18 protein-coding genes, 1 pseudogene and 2 riboswitches are annotated in these 17099 nt (G+C 73.0%); of the genes and pseudogenes, 11 read left to right on the top strand and 8 right to left on the bottom strand.

Translation table 11 applies throughout. The features are described 5' to 3' along the window. Positions 1 to 13: 13 nt before the first annotated feature. The 4 genes and pseudogenes from FVA80_RS31110 to FVA80_RS32145 all read right to left on the bottom strand — a co-directional run bounded on the left by FVA80_RS31110 (position 14) and on the right by FVA80_RS32145 (position 2785). Positions 14 to 1177 carry a hypothetical protein gene (locus tag FVA80_RS31110; protein WP_246692310.1) on the bottom strand — a complete coding sequence of 388 codons (1164 nt, stop codon included), beginning with the start codon at positions 1175 to 1177 and terminating at the stop codon, positions 14 to 16. A gap of 321 nt (positions 1178 to 1498) precedes the next feature. Continuing rightward, the gene (locus FVA80_RS07790; protein WP_147910812.1) at positions 1499 to 2365 is read right to left on the bottom strand and encodes an alpha/beta hydrolase; all 867 of its coding nucleotides are present in this window, start codon (positions 2363 to 2365) and stop codon (positions 1499 to 1501) included. Positions 2366 to 2582: 217 nt separating this feature from the next. Continuing rightward, positions 2583 to 2642: pseudogene (locus tag FVA80_RS32140) on the bottom strand (heme-binding protein); the annotation flags it as partial. Further along, positions 2624 to 2785: a hypothetical protein gene (locus FVA80_RS32145; protein WP_348644638.1), complete on the bottom strand. Its 162-nt coding sequence runs from the start codon at positions 2783 to 2785 to the stop codon at positions 2624 to 2626. The pseudogene FVA80_RS32140 and the gene FVA80_RS32145, both read right to left, overlap by 19 nt. Positions 2786 to 3453: 668 nt before the next feature. On the opposite strand from FVA80_RS32145, the gene argE reads away from it, so the two are divergent. After that, entirely contained in the window at positions 3454 to 4638 is a 1185-nt protein-coding gene (gene argE / locus FVA80_RS07805; protein WP_147910809.1) for an acetylornithine deacetylase, read from the top strand. A 190-nt stretch (positions 4639 to 4828) separates the two neighbouring features. Next, positions 4829 to 5296, top strand: coding sequence for a DoxX family membrane protein (locus FVA80_RS07810; RefSeq protein WP_147910808.1), 468 nt, complete (start codon positions 4829 to 4831; stop codon positions 5294 to 5296). A gap of 64 nt (positions 5297 to 5360) precedes the next feature. On the opposite strand, the gene FVA80_RS07815 is transcribed toward FVA80_RS07810, so the two are convergent. Then, positions 5361 to 5966 carry a glutathione S-transferase gene (locus FVA80_RS07815; RefSeq protein ID WP_147957808.1) on the bottom strand — a complete coding sequence of 202 codons (606 nt, stop codon included), beginning with the start codon at positions 5964 to 5966 and terminating at the stop codon, positions 5361 to 5363. Between the two features lie 79 nt (positions 5967 to 6045). Then, positions 6046 to 6309, bottom strand: a complete 264-nt coding sequence (locus tag FVA80_RS07820; RefSeq protein ID WP_147910504.1) for a hypothetical protein — start codon at positions 6307 to 6309, stop codon at positions 6046 to 6048. Positions 6310 to 6636: 327 nt separating this feature from the next. Here FVA80_RS07820 and FVA80_RS31860 point away from each other — a divergent pair, with 327 nt between their 5' ends. Then, positions 6637 to 6771 carry a hypothetical protein gene (locus tag FVA80_RS31860; RefSeq protein WP_281407109.1) on the top strand — a complete coding sequence of 45 codons (135 nt, stop codon included), beginning with the start codon at positions 6637 to 6639 and terminating at the stop codon, positions 6769 to 6771. Here FVA80_RS31860 and FVA80_RS07825 read toward each other — a convergent pair. Then, positions 6755 to 7192, bottom strand: coding sequence for a GFA family protein (locus tag FVA80_RS07825; RefSeq protein WP_147910503.1), 438 nt, complete (start codon positions 7190 to 7192; stop codon positions 6755 to 6757). The two genes, FVA80_RS31860 and FVA80_RS07825, sit on opposite strands and share 17 nt — an antisense overlap. 341 nt (positions 7193 to 7533) lie before the next feature. Here FVA80_RS07825 and FVA80_RS07830 point away from each other — a divergent pair, with 341 nt between their 5' ends. After that, a complete protein-coding gene (locus FVA80_RS07830; protein WP_147910502.1) occupies positions 7534 to 7872 on the top strand; it encodes a carboxymuconolactone decarboxylase family protein in 339 nt (112 codons plus the stop codon). Between the two features lie 64 nt (positions 7873 to 7936). Here the strand turns inward: FVA80_RS07830 and FVA80_RS07835 are convergent, their stop codons facing one another. Beyond that, a complete protein-coding gene (locus tag FVA80_RS07835; RefSeq protein WP_147910501.1) occupies positions 7937 to 8272 on the bottom strand; it encodes a hypothetical protein in 336 nt (111 codons plus the stop codon). Positions 8273 to 8418: 146 nt separating this feature from the next. Next, positions 8419 to 8522, top strand: a riboswitch (glycine riboswitch). A gap of 3 nt (positions 8523 to 8525) precedes the next feature. Then, a riboswitch (glycine riboswitch) is annotated at positions 8526 to 8638 on the top strand. 68 nt (positions 8639 to 8706) lie between these two features. On the opposite strand from FVA80_RS07835, the gene FVA80_RS07840 reads away from it, so the two are divergent. From FVA80_RS07840 to FVA80_RS07870, 7 genes are all read left to right on the top strand, one after another. Further along, on the top strand, positions 8707 to 9981 hold the full coding sequence (locus FVA80_RS07840; RefSeq protein WP_147910500.1) for a D-amino acid dehydrogenase: 1275 nt from the start codon (positions 8707 to 8709) through the stop codon (positions 9979 to 9981). 188 nt (positions 9982 to 10169) lie between these two features. Further along, a complete protein-coding gene (locus tag FVA80_RS07845) occupies positions 10170 to 11138 on the top strand; it encodes a pyridoxal-phosphate dependent enzyme (protein ID WP_281408708.1) in 969 nt (322 codons plus the stop codon). Continuing rightward, the gene (locus tag FVA80_RS31865) at positions 11051 to 11317 is read left to right on the top strand and encodes a pyridoxal-phosphate dependent enzyme (RefSeq protein WP_348644640.1); all 267 of its coding nucleotides are present in this window, start codon (positions 11051 to 11053) and stop codon (positions 11315 to 11317) included. Before FVA80_RS07845 ends, FVA80_RS31865 begins: the two co-directional genes overlap by 88 nt. Positions 11318 to 11371: 54 nt before the next feature. Further along, positions 11372 to 12493 (top strand): DSD1 family PLP-dependent enzyme, encoded by a 1122-nt coding sequence (locus FVA80_RS07850; RefSeq protein ID WP_147910499.1) that lies wholly within the window; start codon positions 11372 to 11374, stop codon positions 12491 to 12493. Positions 12494 to 12639: 146 nt separating this feature from the next. Beyond that, positions 12640 to 13569 (top strand): ornithine cyclodeaminase family protein, encoded by a 930-nt coding sequence (locus tag FVA80_RS07855; RefSeq protein WP_147910498.1) that lies wholly within the window; start codon positions 12640 to 12642, stop codon positions 13567 to 13569. 48 nt (positions 13570 to 13617) lie between these two features. Further along, positions 13618 to 14385 carry a precorrin-6A synthase (deacetylating) gene (cobF, locus tag FVA80_RS07860; protein WP_147910497.1) on the top strand — a complete coding sequence of 256 codons (768 nt, stop codon included), beginning with the start codon at positions 13618 to 13620 and terminating at the stop codon, positions 14383 to 14385. A gap of 286 nt (positions 14386 to 14671) precedes the next feature. Beyond that, a complete protein-coding gene (locus FVA80_RS07870) occupies positions 14672 to 16363 on the top strand; it encodes a DEAD/DEAH box helicase (protein WP_147910496.1) in 1692 nt (563 codons plus the stop codon). Positions 16364 to 17099: the final 736 nt, after the last annotated feature.

The raw sequence follows: 17099 nt of genomic DNA on the forward strand, positions 1-17099 counted from the left end.
TTCAACTCGTCGATCAGGAGGCGCTGGGCCTCCCGCGCCGGGCGAGCTCGTCCGCCGCCCCGGTGAGGGCGTCCGCGATCATCGCGCCCTCGCGCACGATCGCCCGGGGCAGCGGCGGCAGGGGCCCGTCGCGGCCCAGCGCCCCGGCGGCCGCGGCCAGATCCCGCAGCGGCCGGGCGATCAGGCCGGCGAGCAGCCACGCGAGGACGGCCGCGGCGAGGGCCACGGCGCTGCCCGCGGCCAGGATGTTCCAGCGCAGGGCCGCCACCTGCAGGCCGTGCTGGCGCCGGCGGTTCACGGGCCGGCCATCCACGACCCGCCAGCCGAGGCCGGGATAATCGCGCTCGCCGTTCGTGCGCGCGCTCGCGCTGAGATACCCGGCGGCGGCGTCGGGCCAGGGTCCGACCCGGCTCGTGCCCTGCGGGTCGAGGGCGCGCCCGCCGGACAGCACGGTCTCGGGCAGGCGGTTGCCCTGGAGGGGCGGCGGTCCGAGCAGCACGGTGCCGTCGTGGGACAGGATCAGGATCTCGGCGCCGCCGCGATGGCTCCGGAGCGAGCCTTCGAGACTGCGCGCCATATCGCGCGCCCAGACCCAGTCGAGATGCGCGGCCAGCACCCCGAGGAGGCGCCCGTCCGGGTCCCTGACCGGGGCGGCGAGGTCGAGGAGGCGAAGAGGCTCGTGGAATGGCGGCTCGTGGATGGCCGGCCCGTGAACCGCCGGCGCCAGCACGGCCTGCAGAAGCTTGGCCGGGTGCACGTCCCCCACGAACGGCCGCTCGCGGGCCGCCTGGAAATAGGTGCGGCCGGAGACGTCCGCCCCCTCCAGCGCGCCGATGCTGGTGACTGCGACCCGCCCGTCCGGGTCGATCAGCCCGATGATCGAGTAGGCCGGGTAGGTCTCCTGGAGGCGCCGCATCACGGCGCGCTTGGCGTCGGTCCCGGCCCCGGGATCGCGCAGGCTGTCTGAGGTGGCCGCGATCTGGATGTCGCGCCAGCGCTCGAACATGCCGAGATCGAGGCTGCGCGCCATCTGTCCGGCGATCTCGGCGAGCTGGCCGCCGACCTCGGCCTCCAGCCGGCGCGTCGCCTCGCGGCTCACCAGGATGGCCAGCGCCAGGGCGGCGAGGAACCCGAGCGTCCCGAAGCCCAGGGCCAGCGCGAGACGCAGCCGCGGCACCTTGGGTGTCCGGCGGCCGGAATCGGCCAAGCCTCCGGGACTGGCTTGCGATCCCGACGCCGCTGCAGGGCCCGACCGGGCGACCGCTCGCATCCGCTTCCCCCGGCCCGGTCGGTCCCCTCGGGTCGAGGCGGGTCGCGTCCCTGCCCGCCCGTCTCAGCACGCGCGGGAGGGCTCAGCAAGACCGTATCGCGACCTGAGCCGCGGTTCGTGCAACTGCATGTTGCGGCGATGCATCCGTGCACCGCAGCCTTTCGTTCGCGACCGCACGCGACCGCACGCGACCGCACGCGACCGCACGCGACGCCCCGTCGCCGAGCCTCAGCCCCCGAGCAGCGCGTGCGCGGCCCGCACCAGGATCCCGTCCGGCCGGCGCAGCTCGCCCAGAACCGAGAAATGCTCGGCGCCCGGCACCGGCAGCAGGGGACCCGGCGCGTGGGCCGCGGCCCGCAGGGCGTGCAGGTTGCGGGCGTCGTGGATCAGGGCCGGCAGTTCGCGGCTCCCGTAGGCGAGGCAGAGCGGCTTGCCCACCACCGGACGGCGCAGGGGCGATAACGCCTCGACTTCCGCCTCCGTGAGGTTGAGCTTGTCGTCGAGGGTGGTCTGGCGGATCGGCGCGAGGTCGTAGACCCCCGAGATCGCGAGCCCCGCGGCGATCGCCGGATGACCGAGCTGGAGTGCGGTCAGCAGCCCGCCCGCCGACCAGCCCGCCAGGACCAGGGGGCCGCCGATCCCATGCGCGGGGCCGTGCGCGCCGATCCAGTCCAGCGCCGCGCCGATCTCGGCCGCGATCCGGGTCAGGCTCGCCTCCGGGGCGAGGGTATAGCCGACCATCGCCACCGACCAGCCGGCGGCGTTCGGCCCCTCGGCGAAGCAGGCGAACAGCTCGCGGGCACCCCGCTGCCAGTAGCCGCCGTGGAGGAAGACCAGGCCGGGCGCCGAGGCGTCGCGGGCCGGGTAGAGGTCGAGGGCGTTGCGGGGGCCGGTTCCGTACGGGATGTCGAGGCCGGCCGGATGCCTGGCCCGGTAGGCGGCCGAGGCGGCGTCGCGGGCGGCCACCTGGGCGGCGCTGTCGGCGACCGCGCGGGTGTTGTCGTAGCAGGCGCTGCGCGCGTCCCGGTCGAGCTCGGCCCAGCGGCGGCGCGGGTCGGCTTGGGTCGGATCGTCCAGGCGGAACGTCAGAGCCATCGTGGGTTGTCTCCCAACCTCCTGCCACACCATGCCAGCCCGCCCGACCCGGGTCGAGGCCGGGTTCAGGGAGTAGTGCCGGGAGCGGTGCCGTGATCCTGCGCGCCGATCGCCCGCAGGGCGGCGCGGGCCACCGCCACGTCCTGGTCGCTGGCGCCGGACCCGACCCCCCGATGCCGCCCAGGCAGGCGCCGTCGATCACGATCGGCAGGCCGCCGGGCAGGTTGGTCAGCCGCCCGCCGGTGGCGAGGCCGACCGTCACGGCGAGGTCGGCGGCGAGCCCGCCGGTGGGTGCACCGTTCGAGGCGGCGGTGACCGCCTTGGCCAGCGCGCTCTCCCGGACAGCAGCTTGGCGCCGTCCATGCGCAGGAAGGCGAGCAGGTTGCCGTCGGCATCGACCACGGCGACGACCTCCGGCACCCCGATCGCCTCCCGCGTGGGCGACGGCCGCCTGGAGCGCGATGAGGGCCGCCGCGTGGGTGAGCCGGGCGGCGGGGCGGGTGATGGCGGGCATCGCGGATCCTCGCAAGCGGTCTTCTCGGCGGCACCCCGTGGAGGGGCGGGGGCGGCGGTTCGGCGTCAGCGCGCGTCGAAGCCAGGATTGGTTCTAGAAACCGGGCCCGGCCCCCGGGATCGTATCGCCGTAGCCCCAGCCGGTGAACGGTGGGGCCGCGACCCGCTCCCGGCTGGCCGGGGCAGGGCACGCCCCGGGGGCGCGGTTGCTGCCAGACCCGCCAGCCCCGGAGCCGGTCGCGCGCGGCCATGCGGGCCAGCGTCATGTCCATGTCGGACGCCGCCCGCAGATCGGACGCCGCCCGGTGGTGCGGTTCCCTCGGCCGCGGGCGGGCCTCGGCCGGGTGATCGTCAGAAGCAGCGCCGCCGGCAGCAGGGCCGCGCGGATCGGGGCGGGCGCGGGGCGCATGGTGTGGAGCTCGGGCTGTGCGGAGCGCGACGGCGCTGTCTCCGCCGCCTACGCCGCTCCGGGCCTCCGGTTCCGGGACGATCCCGGGGGCAGGGCGGTTTTCGCGGGTCCGGAATCCGCGAAAACCCTTTAGGATGCCCTCACCCGAGACGATGCGAGCCGCCCGATGCCGATCCCCGCCCAGAACGCCCCCGCGCAGGATCCGGTCGCGCTGCTCAAGACCCTCGTGGCCTTCGACACGGTGAGCGCCCGCTCGAACCTGCCGCTGATCGACTGGGCGGAAGGCTATTGCCGCCACCACGGCGCCGCGGTCGCGCGCGTGCCCAACGCCACCGGGGCGAAGGCGGCCCTGCTCGTGAGCGTCGGCCCGTTCGAGACGCGACCGGGCTACGTGCTCTCCGGCCACAGCGACGTGGTGCCGGTCGAGGGCCAGCCCTGGTCGTCGGACCCGTTCGTCCTGCGGGAGGAGGCGGGCCGACTCTACGGGCGCGGTACCTCCGACATGAAGGGGTTTCTCGCGGTCTGCCTCGCGCTGCTGCCCGAGATGGCGGCGGCGGAGCTCGCGACCCCGCTCCACCTCGCGATCTCGTACGACGAGGAGGTCGGCTGCCTCGGGGTGCGCCCGCTGATCGCCCGGATGCTGGAGCGGGGACCGCGCCCGCTGGGCTGCTTCGTCGGCGAGCCCACCGGCATGGACGTGGTGGTCGGGCACAAGGGCAAGTCCGCCTCCCGCCTCACCTTTCGGGGCAAGGCCAGCCACTCGGCCCTGGCGCCGGCGGGCGTCAACGCGGTGGAATACGCCGCTCGCTTCATCGAGCATGTCCGGCTGTCCGCGGAGGCGATCGCCCGGGACGGCGCCCGCGATCCGCTCTACGACGTGCCCCACACCACCGGCCTGTCGAGCGTGGTCCGGGGTGGCTCGGCGCTCAACATCGTGCCCGACAGCTGCAGCGTGGAGTTCGAGTACCGGGCGATCGGGGCCGACGATGCCGGGGCGCTGGCGGCGGCCGCGATCGCCTACGCCACCGACACCCTGGCGCCGCTGATGCGGGAGACGGACCCGGCCTGCGGCGTCGATGTCGAGCCGCTGATCGACTATCCCGGCCTCGACACCGACCCGGAGGCGGAGATCGTGACGCGCGCCAAGCGGCTGGCCGGGCGCAACGGGCACGGCAAGGTCTCCTACGGCACGGAGGGCGGGCTGTTCGAGCGGCTGGGCGGCGTGCCGGCGGTGGTGATCGGCCCGGGATCGATCGGCCGGGCCCACAAGGCCGACGAATACGTGACCCGGGACGAGCTCGCGGCCTGCGCGGACTTCGTCCGGCGGCTGATCCGGGACTGCCGGGTCTGAGAGGCTTCGACGTCTGGCGCGGCCTTCGACGCGCGTCGTCTACGAAGGGTCCACGACGTCTGCGGCGGTCCGGCCACCCCGCGTGGCATCCTGCGAAGAAACGCCCGCCACGAACGAGAAACCTTTGCGCCGCTCGCGGTTTGGATGGGCGGCGGGCCGCGAGGCCGGATCGGGAATCGGCGAGAAGCGCATGGCCAGCCTCAGCGTCGCGATCGCGTTCGGCGTCCGCCTGCTCCTGGTGCTGCTGTTCCTGCCGTTCAGCGCCCTCGACAAGATTCTCAACTTCAAGGGCGCGGTCGGCCAGGCCCGGCAGGCGGTGCATGCCACCGGGCCGGCGACCCTGCTGATCCTGATCGGGCTCTGCGTCGAGATCGGGATGTCGCTGTGCGTCCTGACCGGCACCGCCGACCGGGCGGCGGCCTTCGTGCTCGCCGGCTATTGCGGCGTCACCGCGCTGCTGTGGAAACAGTTCTGGGCGCCCGGCGACTTCTGGGCAGGCGGCGAGGGCCGCGCGTTGTTCTGGGACTTCTTGAAGAATTTTGCGCTGGCCGGAGGTTTTTTGCTGATCACCTTCGGGACGGGCGCCGGGACGGTCCAGGATTTCTTCGCCGACCCGCTCGCCTCGTCGCACCCCTACGCGGTCCAGGCCCGGCCATAAGATCCGGGATCCCAAAGGACCCATGGCCCTTTGGCGGGGTACTGGGGCGCGCAGCCCCGAGACGTCAGCCCTGCGGTACGGTGGCGACCATCGAGGGCCGGCCCTCGAACACCGCGTACCAGGCGGCGGTGGCGGGGCGGCCGTCGCGCCAGGCGAGGTCGGGGAAGCGCAGGTCGAGGTAGCCGACCGCGCAGGCCAGTGCGACCGTGCCGATATCGAGCGCCGGCATGTCGGCGACCAGGGTCTCGAACCGGTCCAGCGCGGCCGTGATCTTGGCCACCTGCCCGGCCTCCCAGGCCGCCCAGCGCTGCGCCTCCGGGCGTAGGACCCGCTCGTAGCGGGTGAGCAGGGCGGCATCGAGCAGGCCGTCGGCGAGCGCCTGCCGGGTGAGCGCGTCCCAGCGCGCCGGACCCTCGGGGAACAGGCGCGGACCGGCCGACAGGCCGTCGAGATACTCGCAGATCACCCGGCTGTCGTAGAGGACGGTGCCGTCCTCCAGGACGAGGGCCGGGATCTTGCCGAGCGGGTTGTGGGCGGCGACCTCGGGGGAGGGGCCGGTCGGGGAGGCTCCGGCGACGGTGACGGCGATCCTGTCGATCAGCCCGGTCTCGTGGGCCAGCACCAGCACCTTGCGGGCATACGGGGAGGCGGGGGAGTAGAGGAGCTTCATCGGACCGTCCCGGTTCGTGGCGACGCATCTGGTCATGCCACGCAGACCTCGCATCGCTGCCCGCCGGAATCCAGCCCCGTCAGACCTTCCGGGACATCCCGGAGCCGGCATGCACCACCCGGCCCCGCACCCGGCCCCGCACCCGGCCCTGGCGCTTGGACTGCCGGTGCGCCCGCCAGACGAGGATGCCGGTGGCGAGCCGGTCCAGCAGGAGCAGGGACAGGCTGCCGATGATCGCGAGCACGCAGACGGCGCCGATCACGACGCCCCAGATCCCGGGGGCCGGGATGATCATCAGGCACAGCAGGCCGAACACCGCCGCCCCGGGGATCCATCGTGCCATCGTGCCGCCTGTCTTCGATAAGGGTCTCCCCTCTTGGGTGAGGCCCGGAAAAAAGGCATTGATGTATGTTTTAATCTCTATTTGCCGATCGTTATGCTTGAAAGCATGGTTTAAATTCGATCTATTTTTTTAATTACAGATCTCATTCTCGTCTCGAGCCGTTTCGGCTCAACCGAGGCCGCGAGCCGGCCTTCCGGGGAGCGCGCGGGCTGCCCCGGAGCGTGCCGCCAGGGCCAGGGGGCCAGAGCCAGGGCCAGAGCTAGGGCCAGGGCAAGGGCCAGGGGGCAGGGCAGGGGCCTCCGGAGGATTTCGGCGCGCTGGCGGCGCATGACTGCATCGGGATCCTGCGCGGCCGCCGCCTGGGCCGGGCTCGGCCTCGCGGAATTGCCGCTGTGGCTGGCGATCGACGCCCGCGCGGCCGGGCTGCCGGCCGCGCGGGAGCCCTTTACGCCGCCGGGATGAACCGCAGCGTGCCGGCCCGGCGGGTCGGCTGGCCGGTGTCGCTGGTGTGGTTGACCCCGTCCAAGACCGGCACCGCGGGGAAGTCGAACGGGCTGACCCCGTCGAGGCAGGCCACGTTCACGGCGTAGAGGTTTTGGTTCGAGCGCCGCTGGTGGTGGGTGTAGATCCCGCAGCGGGAGCAGAAGAAGTGCTCCGCCGTCCCGGTGTGGAAGCGGTAGCGGGTCAGAGCCTCCGCGCCCGCCAGGATCTCGACCCCGCCGGCCTCCGCCATGGCGACGACGGCGCCGCGCATCCGGCAGTAGGAGCAGGTGCAGCGGCGGATCGAATCGAAGCCGTCGCCGAGGGTCGCCCGGAAGCGCACCGTGCCGCAATGGCACTGGCCGGACCGGATGGCGGCCCGGCTGGTGACTTGGTCGGTCATGGCGCCTGTCCTGTTCCGATCGCCGCCGGGCCCGGTCCGGCCGGGCGCCTGCCTCCGGCGACCGCCCTCGCCGTCGCGCCGGGGGTAGCCCCGGGATCCGGGCCGGACAATCCCTGAAAAGCGCGCGCGTCGCGTGAGGAAAATGCACGCGGGGACCCCCATCCAAGCTGAGCTGCCAGGTTTTCCGCGCTTCCGGGTTTGCCGCGCTTCCGGGTTTGCCGAGGGCAGGGACGCGGATTGCCATCCCGGTGTTTCTTGAATACCTACTAGTTGGTAGGTGGCACGGGCGGTGCCGCCGCGGCAACGGCTCCCGAGAGAGCCGCGTTCGGAGGAACGCCGAGATGGAGAATTGGAACGGCTACCGGGGCGAGCTGATGGCCACGCTGGGTCAGATAGGCCAGATCAGCCCGGACCTGCTGCACGCCCACGATAAGCTGGCCTCGGCCCAGCCGAAGGTGCCGCAGCTCGACGCCAAGACCCGGGAGCTCATCGCCCTCGCGGTGGCGGTGACGACCCGGTGCGACGGCTGCATCGCCTTCCACACCGACGCCGCCCGGAAGGCCGGCGCGACCCAGGAGGAGATGGTCGAGGCGCTGGGCGTCGCCGTCGCGCTGAATGCCGGCGCGGCGTTGGTCTACAGCGCCCGGGCCTTCGACGCCTTCACGCGCGATCCGGGCTGAGCGGCCCGCGACCGGGGTGCCCCCGCGCTGCCGCGGGGCACCCCGGACCCGGCCGTCGCGCGCCCTATCCCGCCACGTCGAGGCTGCGGGCCTCGCTCACGAGGTGATAGAACCGGCCGTCGAACATCTGCATCACCGCCTCGGTGGCGGCGTGGGATTCCGGCCGGATCGACGAGGCCAGGCAGGCGTCGAGCGCCGCCTGATCGGGAAAATCCATCTCCAGGATCATGGCGATCGGCCGCGCGTCGGCATCCTTGGAGACCAGGCGCTGCACCCGCACCGCTGTGACCCCCGGGAAGCGCCGCCAGAACGGCTCCAGCTCGTCCCGGACCCGGCGGAAGAACGCATCGTCCTGGCCGTCGCGCACCGTGCCCTCGTAGATCGCGGTCCTGGTCAGCATCGGGCGTCTCCCCACGTTTCGAGCGGTCAACCGGCCAGCGCCGGGTTCGCTCCCGCCGGGTGACAGCGCGGCCGCGCTGTCCGTCCGGGCGATTGCGCCGGCCTTCACCCGGGCCGGCGAATCGGGGTAACGAATCCTCAGCCCATCGCGACGATGCGGGAGAGACCGGGATTCACCCACCAGAGGGGGGCCCGGCGCCGACGGAGCAACCGCCCCGGAAACTCTCAGGCACCGGAACCGTGTCGTCAGGGCGATCTGGAGAGCGGTGCAGCGGATCGTTTCGGTCCGTGGGCACCCGCCGAAGGGGACGTCCGCGCCAGCCTCGCCAGGGCCGGCCGGATCAAACTCTCAGGCACCGGGACAGATGGGGCGCGAAAACCGGCCGACCCGCGAGGGAAGGCCTCATCGCGTCCGCACGTCCCGGAGACCCCATCATGACCCACATCGCCATCATCGGCGCCGGCATCACCGGCGTGACCACCGCCTACGCGCTCGCCCGGCGCGGCTACGACGTCACCGTCCTCGACCGGCAGCGCTACGCCGCCATGGAGACCTCCTTCGCCAACGGCGGCCAGCTCTCGGCCTGCAACGCCGAGGTCTGGAACAAGCTCTCCACCGTGCTCCATGGCGTCCAGTGGATGATGCGCCGCGACGCGCCGCTGCTGATGAACCCGGCCCCGTCCTGGCACAAGCTGTCCTGGATGGCGGAGTTCATGCGCGAGATCGCCCATTACCGGCAGAACACCGTGGAGACCGTGCGGCTGGCGCTCAAGGCGCGCACCGCCCTGTTCGCCATGGCCGAGGCCGAGGGCATCGACTTCGACCTCAAAACCCGCGGCATCCTGCATTTCTACCGGGACCGGGCGAGCTTCGAGAAGGCGCACGCCGTCAACGCCCTGCTGCGGGAGGGCGGGCTCGAGCGCGACGCCGTGACCCCGGAGGAGATGCGGGCGATCGAGCCGACGCTCGCCGGATCCTACGCGGGCGGCTTCTTCACGCCCTCGGACGCCACCGGCGACATCCACAAGTTCACCCGGGGCCTGGCGGCCGCCTGCGCCCGCAGGGGCGTCCGCTTCGTCCACGACGCCAGCGTCGAGACGATCGCGGCCGGGGCGGGGGGCTACGCCATCGGCTGGCGCAGAACCGATCAGCTGGCGGACCGCCCGGCCGGCGCCCCGCAGGCCCTGCGCGCCGACGCGGTGGTGATCTGCGCGGGCTGCGCCAGCCGGCGCTTCGCCGCGATGCTCGGCGACCGGGTCAACGTCTACCCGGTGAAGGGCTACTCGATCACCGTGAACCTGCTGACCCCGGAGGCGCAAGCTGCGGCCCCGGAGGTCAGCATCCTCGACGAGGCGGCCAAGATCGTCACCAGCCGGCTCGGCGACGAGCGCCTGCGGGTCGCCGGCACCGCCGAGTTCAACGGCTTCAACCGCGACATCCGGCACGACCGGGTGCAGCCGCTGATCGACTGGACCCGGGAGCAGTTCCCGCTGGTCGACACCGACCGGGTGGTGGCCTGGAGCGGCCTGCGGCCGATGCTGCCGAACATGCTGCCCAAGGTCGGGCGCGGCCGCCGGCCCGGCGTGTTCTACAACACCGGCCACGGCCATCTCGGCTGGACCCTCTCGGGCGCCACCGCCGAACTCGTCGCCGAGGCCGTGGCCGCCGAGCACGCTCCGGAGGCCGCGGGCCTGCCGCTCGCCGCCTGATGCGGCGTCGAGGTCCGGGGCTCCCAAAGGGCCAGCCCTCTGGCGGGTGATCAGTGCGGAGCCCCGATGGGGGTGGGGGCTCCGCGCCGCACCCGTCAGGATCCCGGACGTCCCACGGCCGACGTGCCAAGCCGGATTATTATGTATACACTACCAGAGCCGCCCCGGATCCCCGAGCCGTGATGCGCATGCCTGCTCCCGATATGCCGCCTGCCTATATCGACCCCGCCACCGGGGCCTCCTATCCGATCGAGGTCCCGCGCTGGCGCGGCGATTCGGGCGGTCCGCTGATGATCTCGCCGCTGCCCGGGATCGACCGGGGGCAGATCGACACCGGCCAGCGCTCGCTCTGGCGGTACGGTGCGGCGCTGCCGGTGGCGGTCAAGGATCCGGTCTCGCTGGGCGAGGGCTGCACGCCGCTGGTGCGCCGGCCCTGGCGGGGGCGGCACGCCCATTTCAAGCTCGAATGGTTCGCCCCCTCGGGCAGCTTCAAGGATCGCGGCGCCTCCGTGATGCTGTCGATCCTGCGCCAGCAGGGCATCGACGCGGTGCTGGAGGATTCGTCCGGCAACGGCGGCGCCGCGGTGGCGACCTACGCGGCCGCGGCCGGGATGCGGGCCAAGATCCTGGTCCCGGCCTCGACCTCGCCGGCCAAGACCGTGCAGATGCGCGCCGCCGGCGCCGAGGTCGAGCTGATCCCGGGCACCCGCCAGGACACCGCGGACGCGGCCATCCGGCAGGCCGACACGATCTTTTACGCCAGCCACAACTGGCAGGCGCATTTCCTCCAGGGCACCAAGACGCTGGCCTACGAGCTGTGGGAGGATCTGGGTTTTTCCGCCCCCGACGCGGTGATCATCCCGTGCGGAGCGGGCAGCAACGTGCTCGGTTGCGACATCGGCTTCTCGGAGCTGCTGCGCCGGGGCGCCATCGCCCGGCTGCCCCGCCTCTACGCGGTGCAGCCGGCCCGGTGCGCGCCCCTGCATGCCGGCTTCCAGGCCGAGGCCGAGGATTTCGTGCCGGTGACCCCGGCCCGACTCTGGCCGAGGGCGCCTCCATCGCCCAGCCGGTGCGCGGCCGGGCGGTGCTGGCGGCGCTCCGCCGGTCCGGCGGCGGCACCGTGGCGGTGTCCGAGCCGGCGATCGAGGCGGCGCTGATGGAGCTCGCCCGGTCCGGCCTCTACGTCGAGCCGACCTGCGCGATGGCGGCGGCGGCGCTGACCGACCTGACCGCCAGCGGCGCGATCGGGCCCGACGAGACCGTCGTGGCGGTGCTCACCGGCACCGGCATCAAGGCGACGCCGCGCATCGCCGAGCTTTTGGGTCTCGCCCCGTGAGCCGCTGACGTGACCACGACGCCATAAACACGCGACGACCAGGAGGAAAAACCCATGCGCAACAATATTCCCGCCCGCGTCGGCATGCCGGTGGATGCGATCGACACCCCCTGCCTGATGGTCGATCTCGACGCCTTCGAGCGCAACGTCGACAAGCTCGGACGCTTCATGAAGGAGAACGGCCTGCGCCACCGCGCCCACGCCAAGACGCACAAGTCCTCCGACATCGCGACCGTGCAGATCGAGCGGGGCGGGGCCTGCGGGGTCTGCTGCCAGAAGGTCAGCGAGGCCGAGGCCCTGGTGAGCGCCGGCATCCGCGACGTGCTGGTGTCGAACCAAGTGGTCGCGCCCCAGAAGATCGAGCGCCTGGCCGCCCTCGCGAAGTGGGCGCGGGTGCTGGTCTGCGTCGACGACCCCGGCAATGTCGATGACCTGTCGGCGGCCGCCGTGAAATACGGCGTCACCCTCGAGGCCCTGGTAGAGATCGATGTCGGCGCCGGCCGCTGCGGCGTCGCCCCCGGCGAGCCCGCGGTGGCGATCGCGAAGAAAATCGCCGCCGCGCCCGGGCTGACCTTCGCCGGGCTGCAGGCCTATCAGGGCCGGGCGCAGCACGTGCGCGACTACGACGAGCGCAAGGCCCTGATCCAGACGGCGATCGACGACACGAAGCGCACCGTCGACCTGCTGAAGGCCGAGGGGCTCGCCTGCGACATCGTGGCGGGGGCGGGCACCGGCAGCTTCGCCCTGGAGGGCGGCAGCGGCGTCTACAACGAGCTGCAATGCGGCTCCTACGTCTTCATGGACGCCGACTACCAGCGGGTGAAGGACGCGAGCGGCCAGCCGATCGGCGACTTCGAGAACAGCCTGTTCATCGTCACGTCGATCATGAGCAAGGCCAAGGCCGATGTCGCGATCTGCGACGCCGGCCTGAAGGCCCAGAGCATCGACAGCGGCTTGCCCCTGGTGTTCGGCCGGACCGACGTGGAATACGTCAAGTGCTCGGACGAGCACGGGGTGATCAGCGATCCCGGCAACGTGCTCAAGCTCAACGACCGCCTGAAGCTGATTCCGGGCCATTGCGACCCGACCGTCAACGTCTACGACTGGTATGTCGGCGTGCGGGACGGGCGGGTCGAGGCGGTCTGGCCGGTCACCGCCCGCGGCATGACGTTGTGACGGGGGCTGTGCCGTAACGGGTTCCCAAAGGGCGAGCCCTTTGGCGGGTGCAGGGCGGAGCCCTGATTCATCACAGCAGGGCGCTGCCCTGCACCCGCAAAAGGTCGCAGACATTTTGAAACCATGACTTTGGAGGTCTTCACGTCATGCGCTTCATCTCGGAAGAGGAATCCGCCGCCCTGGTCGATCACGCCCTGGCGTTCGAGGCGGCCCGGGAGGCGCTGATTGCCGCGGTCGCGCCCGGCACCACCCTGTTCCCGGCGGTGCTGGGGCACGGCTCGGAGCCGGCCAACCGGTTCTCGATCAAGTCGGGGTCGACCGCCGACTATGCCGGCCTGAAGGTCGGCTCGTTCTGGCCGGGCAACCCGGACCGGGGCCTGCCGCGGCACAATTCGGTGATCCTGCTGTTCGACCAGGATGTCGGCCGGGTCGACACGGTGATCGAGGCCGGCCGCGTCAACGCCTACCGCACCGCCGCTGCCGACGCGGTGGCGGCCAGCGTCCTGGCCCGGCCGGATTCGGCGGTGCTCGCCGTGTTCGGGGCCGGCAACCAGGCGGAATTCGAATGCGCGGCCTTGGCCCGGATCCTGCCGATCCGGACCGTGCTGGTGGTGGCGCGGGATCACGACAAGGTCGCGGGGTTTGCCGAGCGCCTGCGGGGGCAGGGGGCCGCGGTCGAGGTGCGGGCGGCCTCGGCGCAGGAGGCCTGCCGGGCCGCCGACGTGATCGTCACGGCGACGCCGGCCCGGGCGCCTCTGTTCGAGGCCGATTGGGTCCGCCCCGGCACCCATGTCGCCGCCATGGGGGCGGACGCCAAGGGCAAGCAGGAGCTGCCCCCGGCCCTGCTCGAGCGGGCGGCCCTCTATTGCGACCTGCCCGAGCAGTCGCGCATCATCGGCGAGTTCCAGCACGCCCCCGCGGCGGCGGAACTGCGGGCGATCGGCGCCGTGCTGGGGAGCGGCCGGGGGGCCCGGACCGACCCCGAGGCGATCACGGTGTTCGATTCCTCCGGCATCGCCCTCCAGGACCTGACCATCGCCCGGGCGATCCTCGCCAAAGCGGGCGGGCGCGGGTAGGGGACGCCGACGCCGGCCCTCCCCCGCCCCGGCGGAGGACAGCGCAGCATGCAGGACAGGCAGATCCGGGTCATCGGCATCGGCACGGGCGATCCCGAGCACCTGACCCTCCAGGCGGTGCGGGCACTCTCCGATGTCGATGCAGTGTTCGTGCTCGACAAGCGCGCCGAGACCGCCGACCTGGTGGAGATCCGCAAGCGGATCTGCGCCGCCCACATCTCAAGACCCCACCGGGTCGTCACCGTCGAGGACCCGCCCCGGGAGCGCCGCCCGGCCGATTACGGCGCCACGGTCGAGGCCTGGCACGCGGCCCGGGCCGAGCGGCTGGAGGCGGCGTTCGCGGCGGAGCTCGAATCCGGGCAGATCGGGGCGATCCTGGTCTGGGGCGATCCGGCCCTCTACGACAGCACCCTGCGGATCCTCGACCGCATCGCGGCGTGCGGGCGCCTCGCCCTGCGCTGCGCCGTGATCCCCGGTCTCTCGAGCGTTCAGGTCCTGGCCGCCCGCCACGGCGTGCCGCTCAACGCCATCGGCGGCCCGGTGCTGATCACCACCGGGCGTCGCCTCGCGGCGGGCTGGCCCGGAGGGGCGGATGACGGGGCCGACAGCGTCGTGGTGATGCTCGACGGCGATCCAAGCTTCGCCGGCCTCGACCCGGAGTTGACGATCTACTGGGGCGCCTATCTCGGCAGCCCGGACGAGATCCTGGTCTCCGGCCGCCTCGGCACGGTCGGCGCCGAGATCCGGCGGGTCCGCGCGCAGGCCCGGGCGCGGCACGGCTGGATCATGGATATTTATTTGTTACGACGTCTCTGAGCGAGAGAGGCTGCGCGCCCCGGCCCCGGCCCCGGTGCTGCGCTGCGCGCGAATATCCCAATTCCGTCCGTCATCCTGAGGTGCCGCGCAGCGGCCTCGAAGGAGCCCTCCAGGGATCGCGCGGCTGACTGGAGCCCTCCTTCGAGATCTCCGCTTCGCTTCGCCGCCTCAGGATGAGGGGGAGGATGGGAGGACCCGGGTCGAACATGCCCCGCGAGAACGCCGACCCCCTTGCGTGACCCCGCCGCCACGGACAAGACCGCCCGACCCGGCTAGACCCGCCGCCATGCTGCGCTTGCGGGACTACCAGCGCGCCAGCCTCGACGCGCTCGCGGCCGCCTGGGGGCGGGGAGGGGGCGACGCGGCGGCGCCCGGCCATCTGGTCGTGCTGCCCACCGGGGCCGGCAAGGCCCTGGTCATCGCCGCCCTCGCCCGGGAGGCGGTCACACAAAACCCCCTCGCCCGGGTGGCGATCGTCACCCACAGCCGCGAGCTCGTGGCCCAGAACTTTTCGGAGTTGACCCGCTACTGGCCGGAGGCGCCGGCCGGCATCTTCTCCGCCGGGCTCGGGCGCCGGGAGGCCGGCGCGCAGGTCCTGGTCTGCGGCATCCAGTCCGTGGCGGACCGGCTCGACGCGGTGGGCCCGCGCGACCTCGTGATCGTCGACGAGGCGCACCTGATCCCGCGGGCCGCCCACACCCGCTACGGCCGGTTCCTGGCCGGGCTGCAGGCGCTCGCCCCCGGGATGCGGGTGGCGGGCTTCACCGCGACCCCCTACCGGCTCGATTCCGGCCGCCTCGACGCAGGGGAGGGCCGCCTGTTTTCCGGGATCGCCTACGAGGCCGATACCGGCGACCTGATCCGCCGGGGCTTCCTGGCGCCGCTCGTGTCCAAGGCGACGCTCACCCAGCTCGACGTCTCCGGGGTCGGCCGGCGCGGGGGCGACTACATCCCGGCCGAGCTGGAGGCGGCGGTCAACCGCGACTGGATCACCCGGGCCGCCGTGGCGGAGCTGGCGGAATACGGGAGCGGGCGCCGGGCCTGGCTCGCCTTCTGCGCCGGCCTCGCCCACGCGGACGCCGTGCGCGACGCGGTGCGGGCCGAGGGGTATTCCTGCGAGACGGTCTCGGGGGAGACCCCCCGCCGGGAGCGCGACCGGATCGTGGCGGCGTTCCGGGCGGGCAAGATCCGCTGCCTGACCTCGGTGGGCGTGCTCGGCACCGGCTTCAACGCCCCGGAGGTCGACCTCGTGGCGCTGCTGCGCCCGACCCGCAGCACCGGCCTCTACGTGCAGCAGGTCGGCCGGGCGCTGCGCCGCGCCCCCGGCAAGGCCGACGCGCTGATCCTCGACTATGCCGGCCTGGTGCGGATGCACGGGCCGGTGGATTCCGTGACGGCCCTCAGCGCCGCCCAGGTGCTCGGCGGGGCAGGGGGGCTGCGTGCAAAACCCTGCCCCGGCTGCGGCGCCCTGATCGCCCTGAACGCCTCCACGTGCGAGGCCTGCTGGACCGAGCCGGAGGACGAGGCCGACCCGGCCGCCCTGCACGACGCCGCGGCCGAAGACGAATTGCCGATCCTGTCGGCCGGGATCGTGCCGGCCTCGGAGCCCGCCGGCCCTGCCCCGGAGGCGGATGCGCCGTGGCATCCGGTGACGGACCTGACCCTGGAGGCGGCCCCGGACGGGCTCGATCTCGTGCTCGGCTGGCGGGACGGCGGTGCCGCGGCCGATTGGCGGGTGCGTCTGCGGCCCGGGCGCAGCGGCTACGAGCGGGAGAAGGCGGTGCTGTGGTGGCGCGGGCTCGGCGGCGGCCGCGACGCGCCGATGGATGCCGCCGGCTTCCTGGAGCGGGCCGAGGCCCTGGCCCGGCCGGCGGCGATCCGGATCCGGCCGGGCCGGCTGTCGGACCAGATCGAGTGCCGCGCCCAGGACGGCCGGATCTTCGCCGACCAGAGCCGGCTCGCCGGGCGCGCCGCGTGACGGCGCGGCAAGGGCAAGGGCAAGGCAAGGGCAAGGGCAAGGCGCGGGCGCGGGGAGGGCGCTTCATGCAGGTTCCCCGGACCGCCCTCACCCGGATCTCGCCGATCCGACGCCGGTCAGCCGCGCTCTTGGCTGCTGGGCCGGCCGCCGTCGGTGCCGAGAGGACGGAGCCGGCGATCGAGGCGTGCTCAGCCGGCCGCTGGCCCGGCCATCTGGCATGCCAGACCCCCTCACCCGACCGTCCTGACGCTGTTAGTTCCATAATATATCTTATGCGAACTCTGGATGGGTCTGCCGGGGCTGCTCCGGGTGGGGCCGATCCAGTCCGAGCCTGGGCCTCACCATCACGGTGACGGCCCCTGAACCGTGCCGGCTGCCGGCCTTGTGAGCGCGCCTCGCGAGTTGGTTTTGGCAGTTTGGTCGTTGGCCTTGGCTGTCCTGGGACGCGCGTCCTCGATCTGGCGGTCTCTGAGCCGACGGAGTTGGGCGCCACGCGGCCCCGCCGGGCCTCTGAGGCCGCCGACCGTGTGCCGCTCCGGTGGCACCGGCGCCGCGGCGAAGCCGCCGCCTGGATGAAGCGGCCCGGCGCGTGTCGTCGTGCCGGAGACCCGCGCGGCCGCATCAGCGCGGAACGGCCCGTCCGGGCGAGGGCGGCCCGCATTCCGGCCGGGCGCCCCTCCCGCGGCTGCGTCAGCAATCCGACAAGGGCCGGGCCCCGCTCGGGTTCGAGCATCGT

It is taken from the genome of Methylobacterium sp. WL1, from assembly GCF_008000895.1.
Lineage (GTDB): Bacteria > Pseudomonadota > Alphaproteobacteria > Rhizobiales > Beijerinckiaceae > Methylobacterium.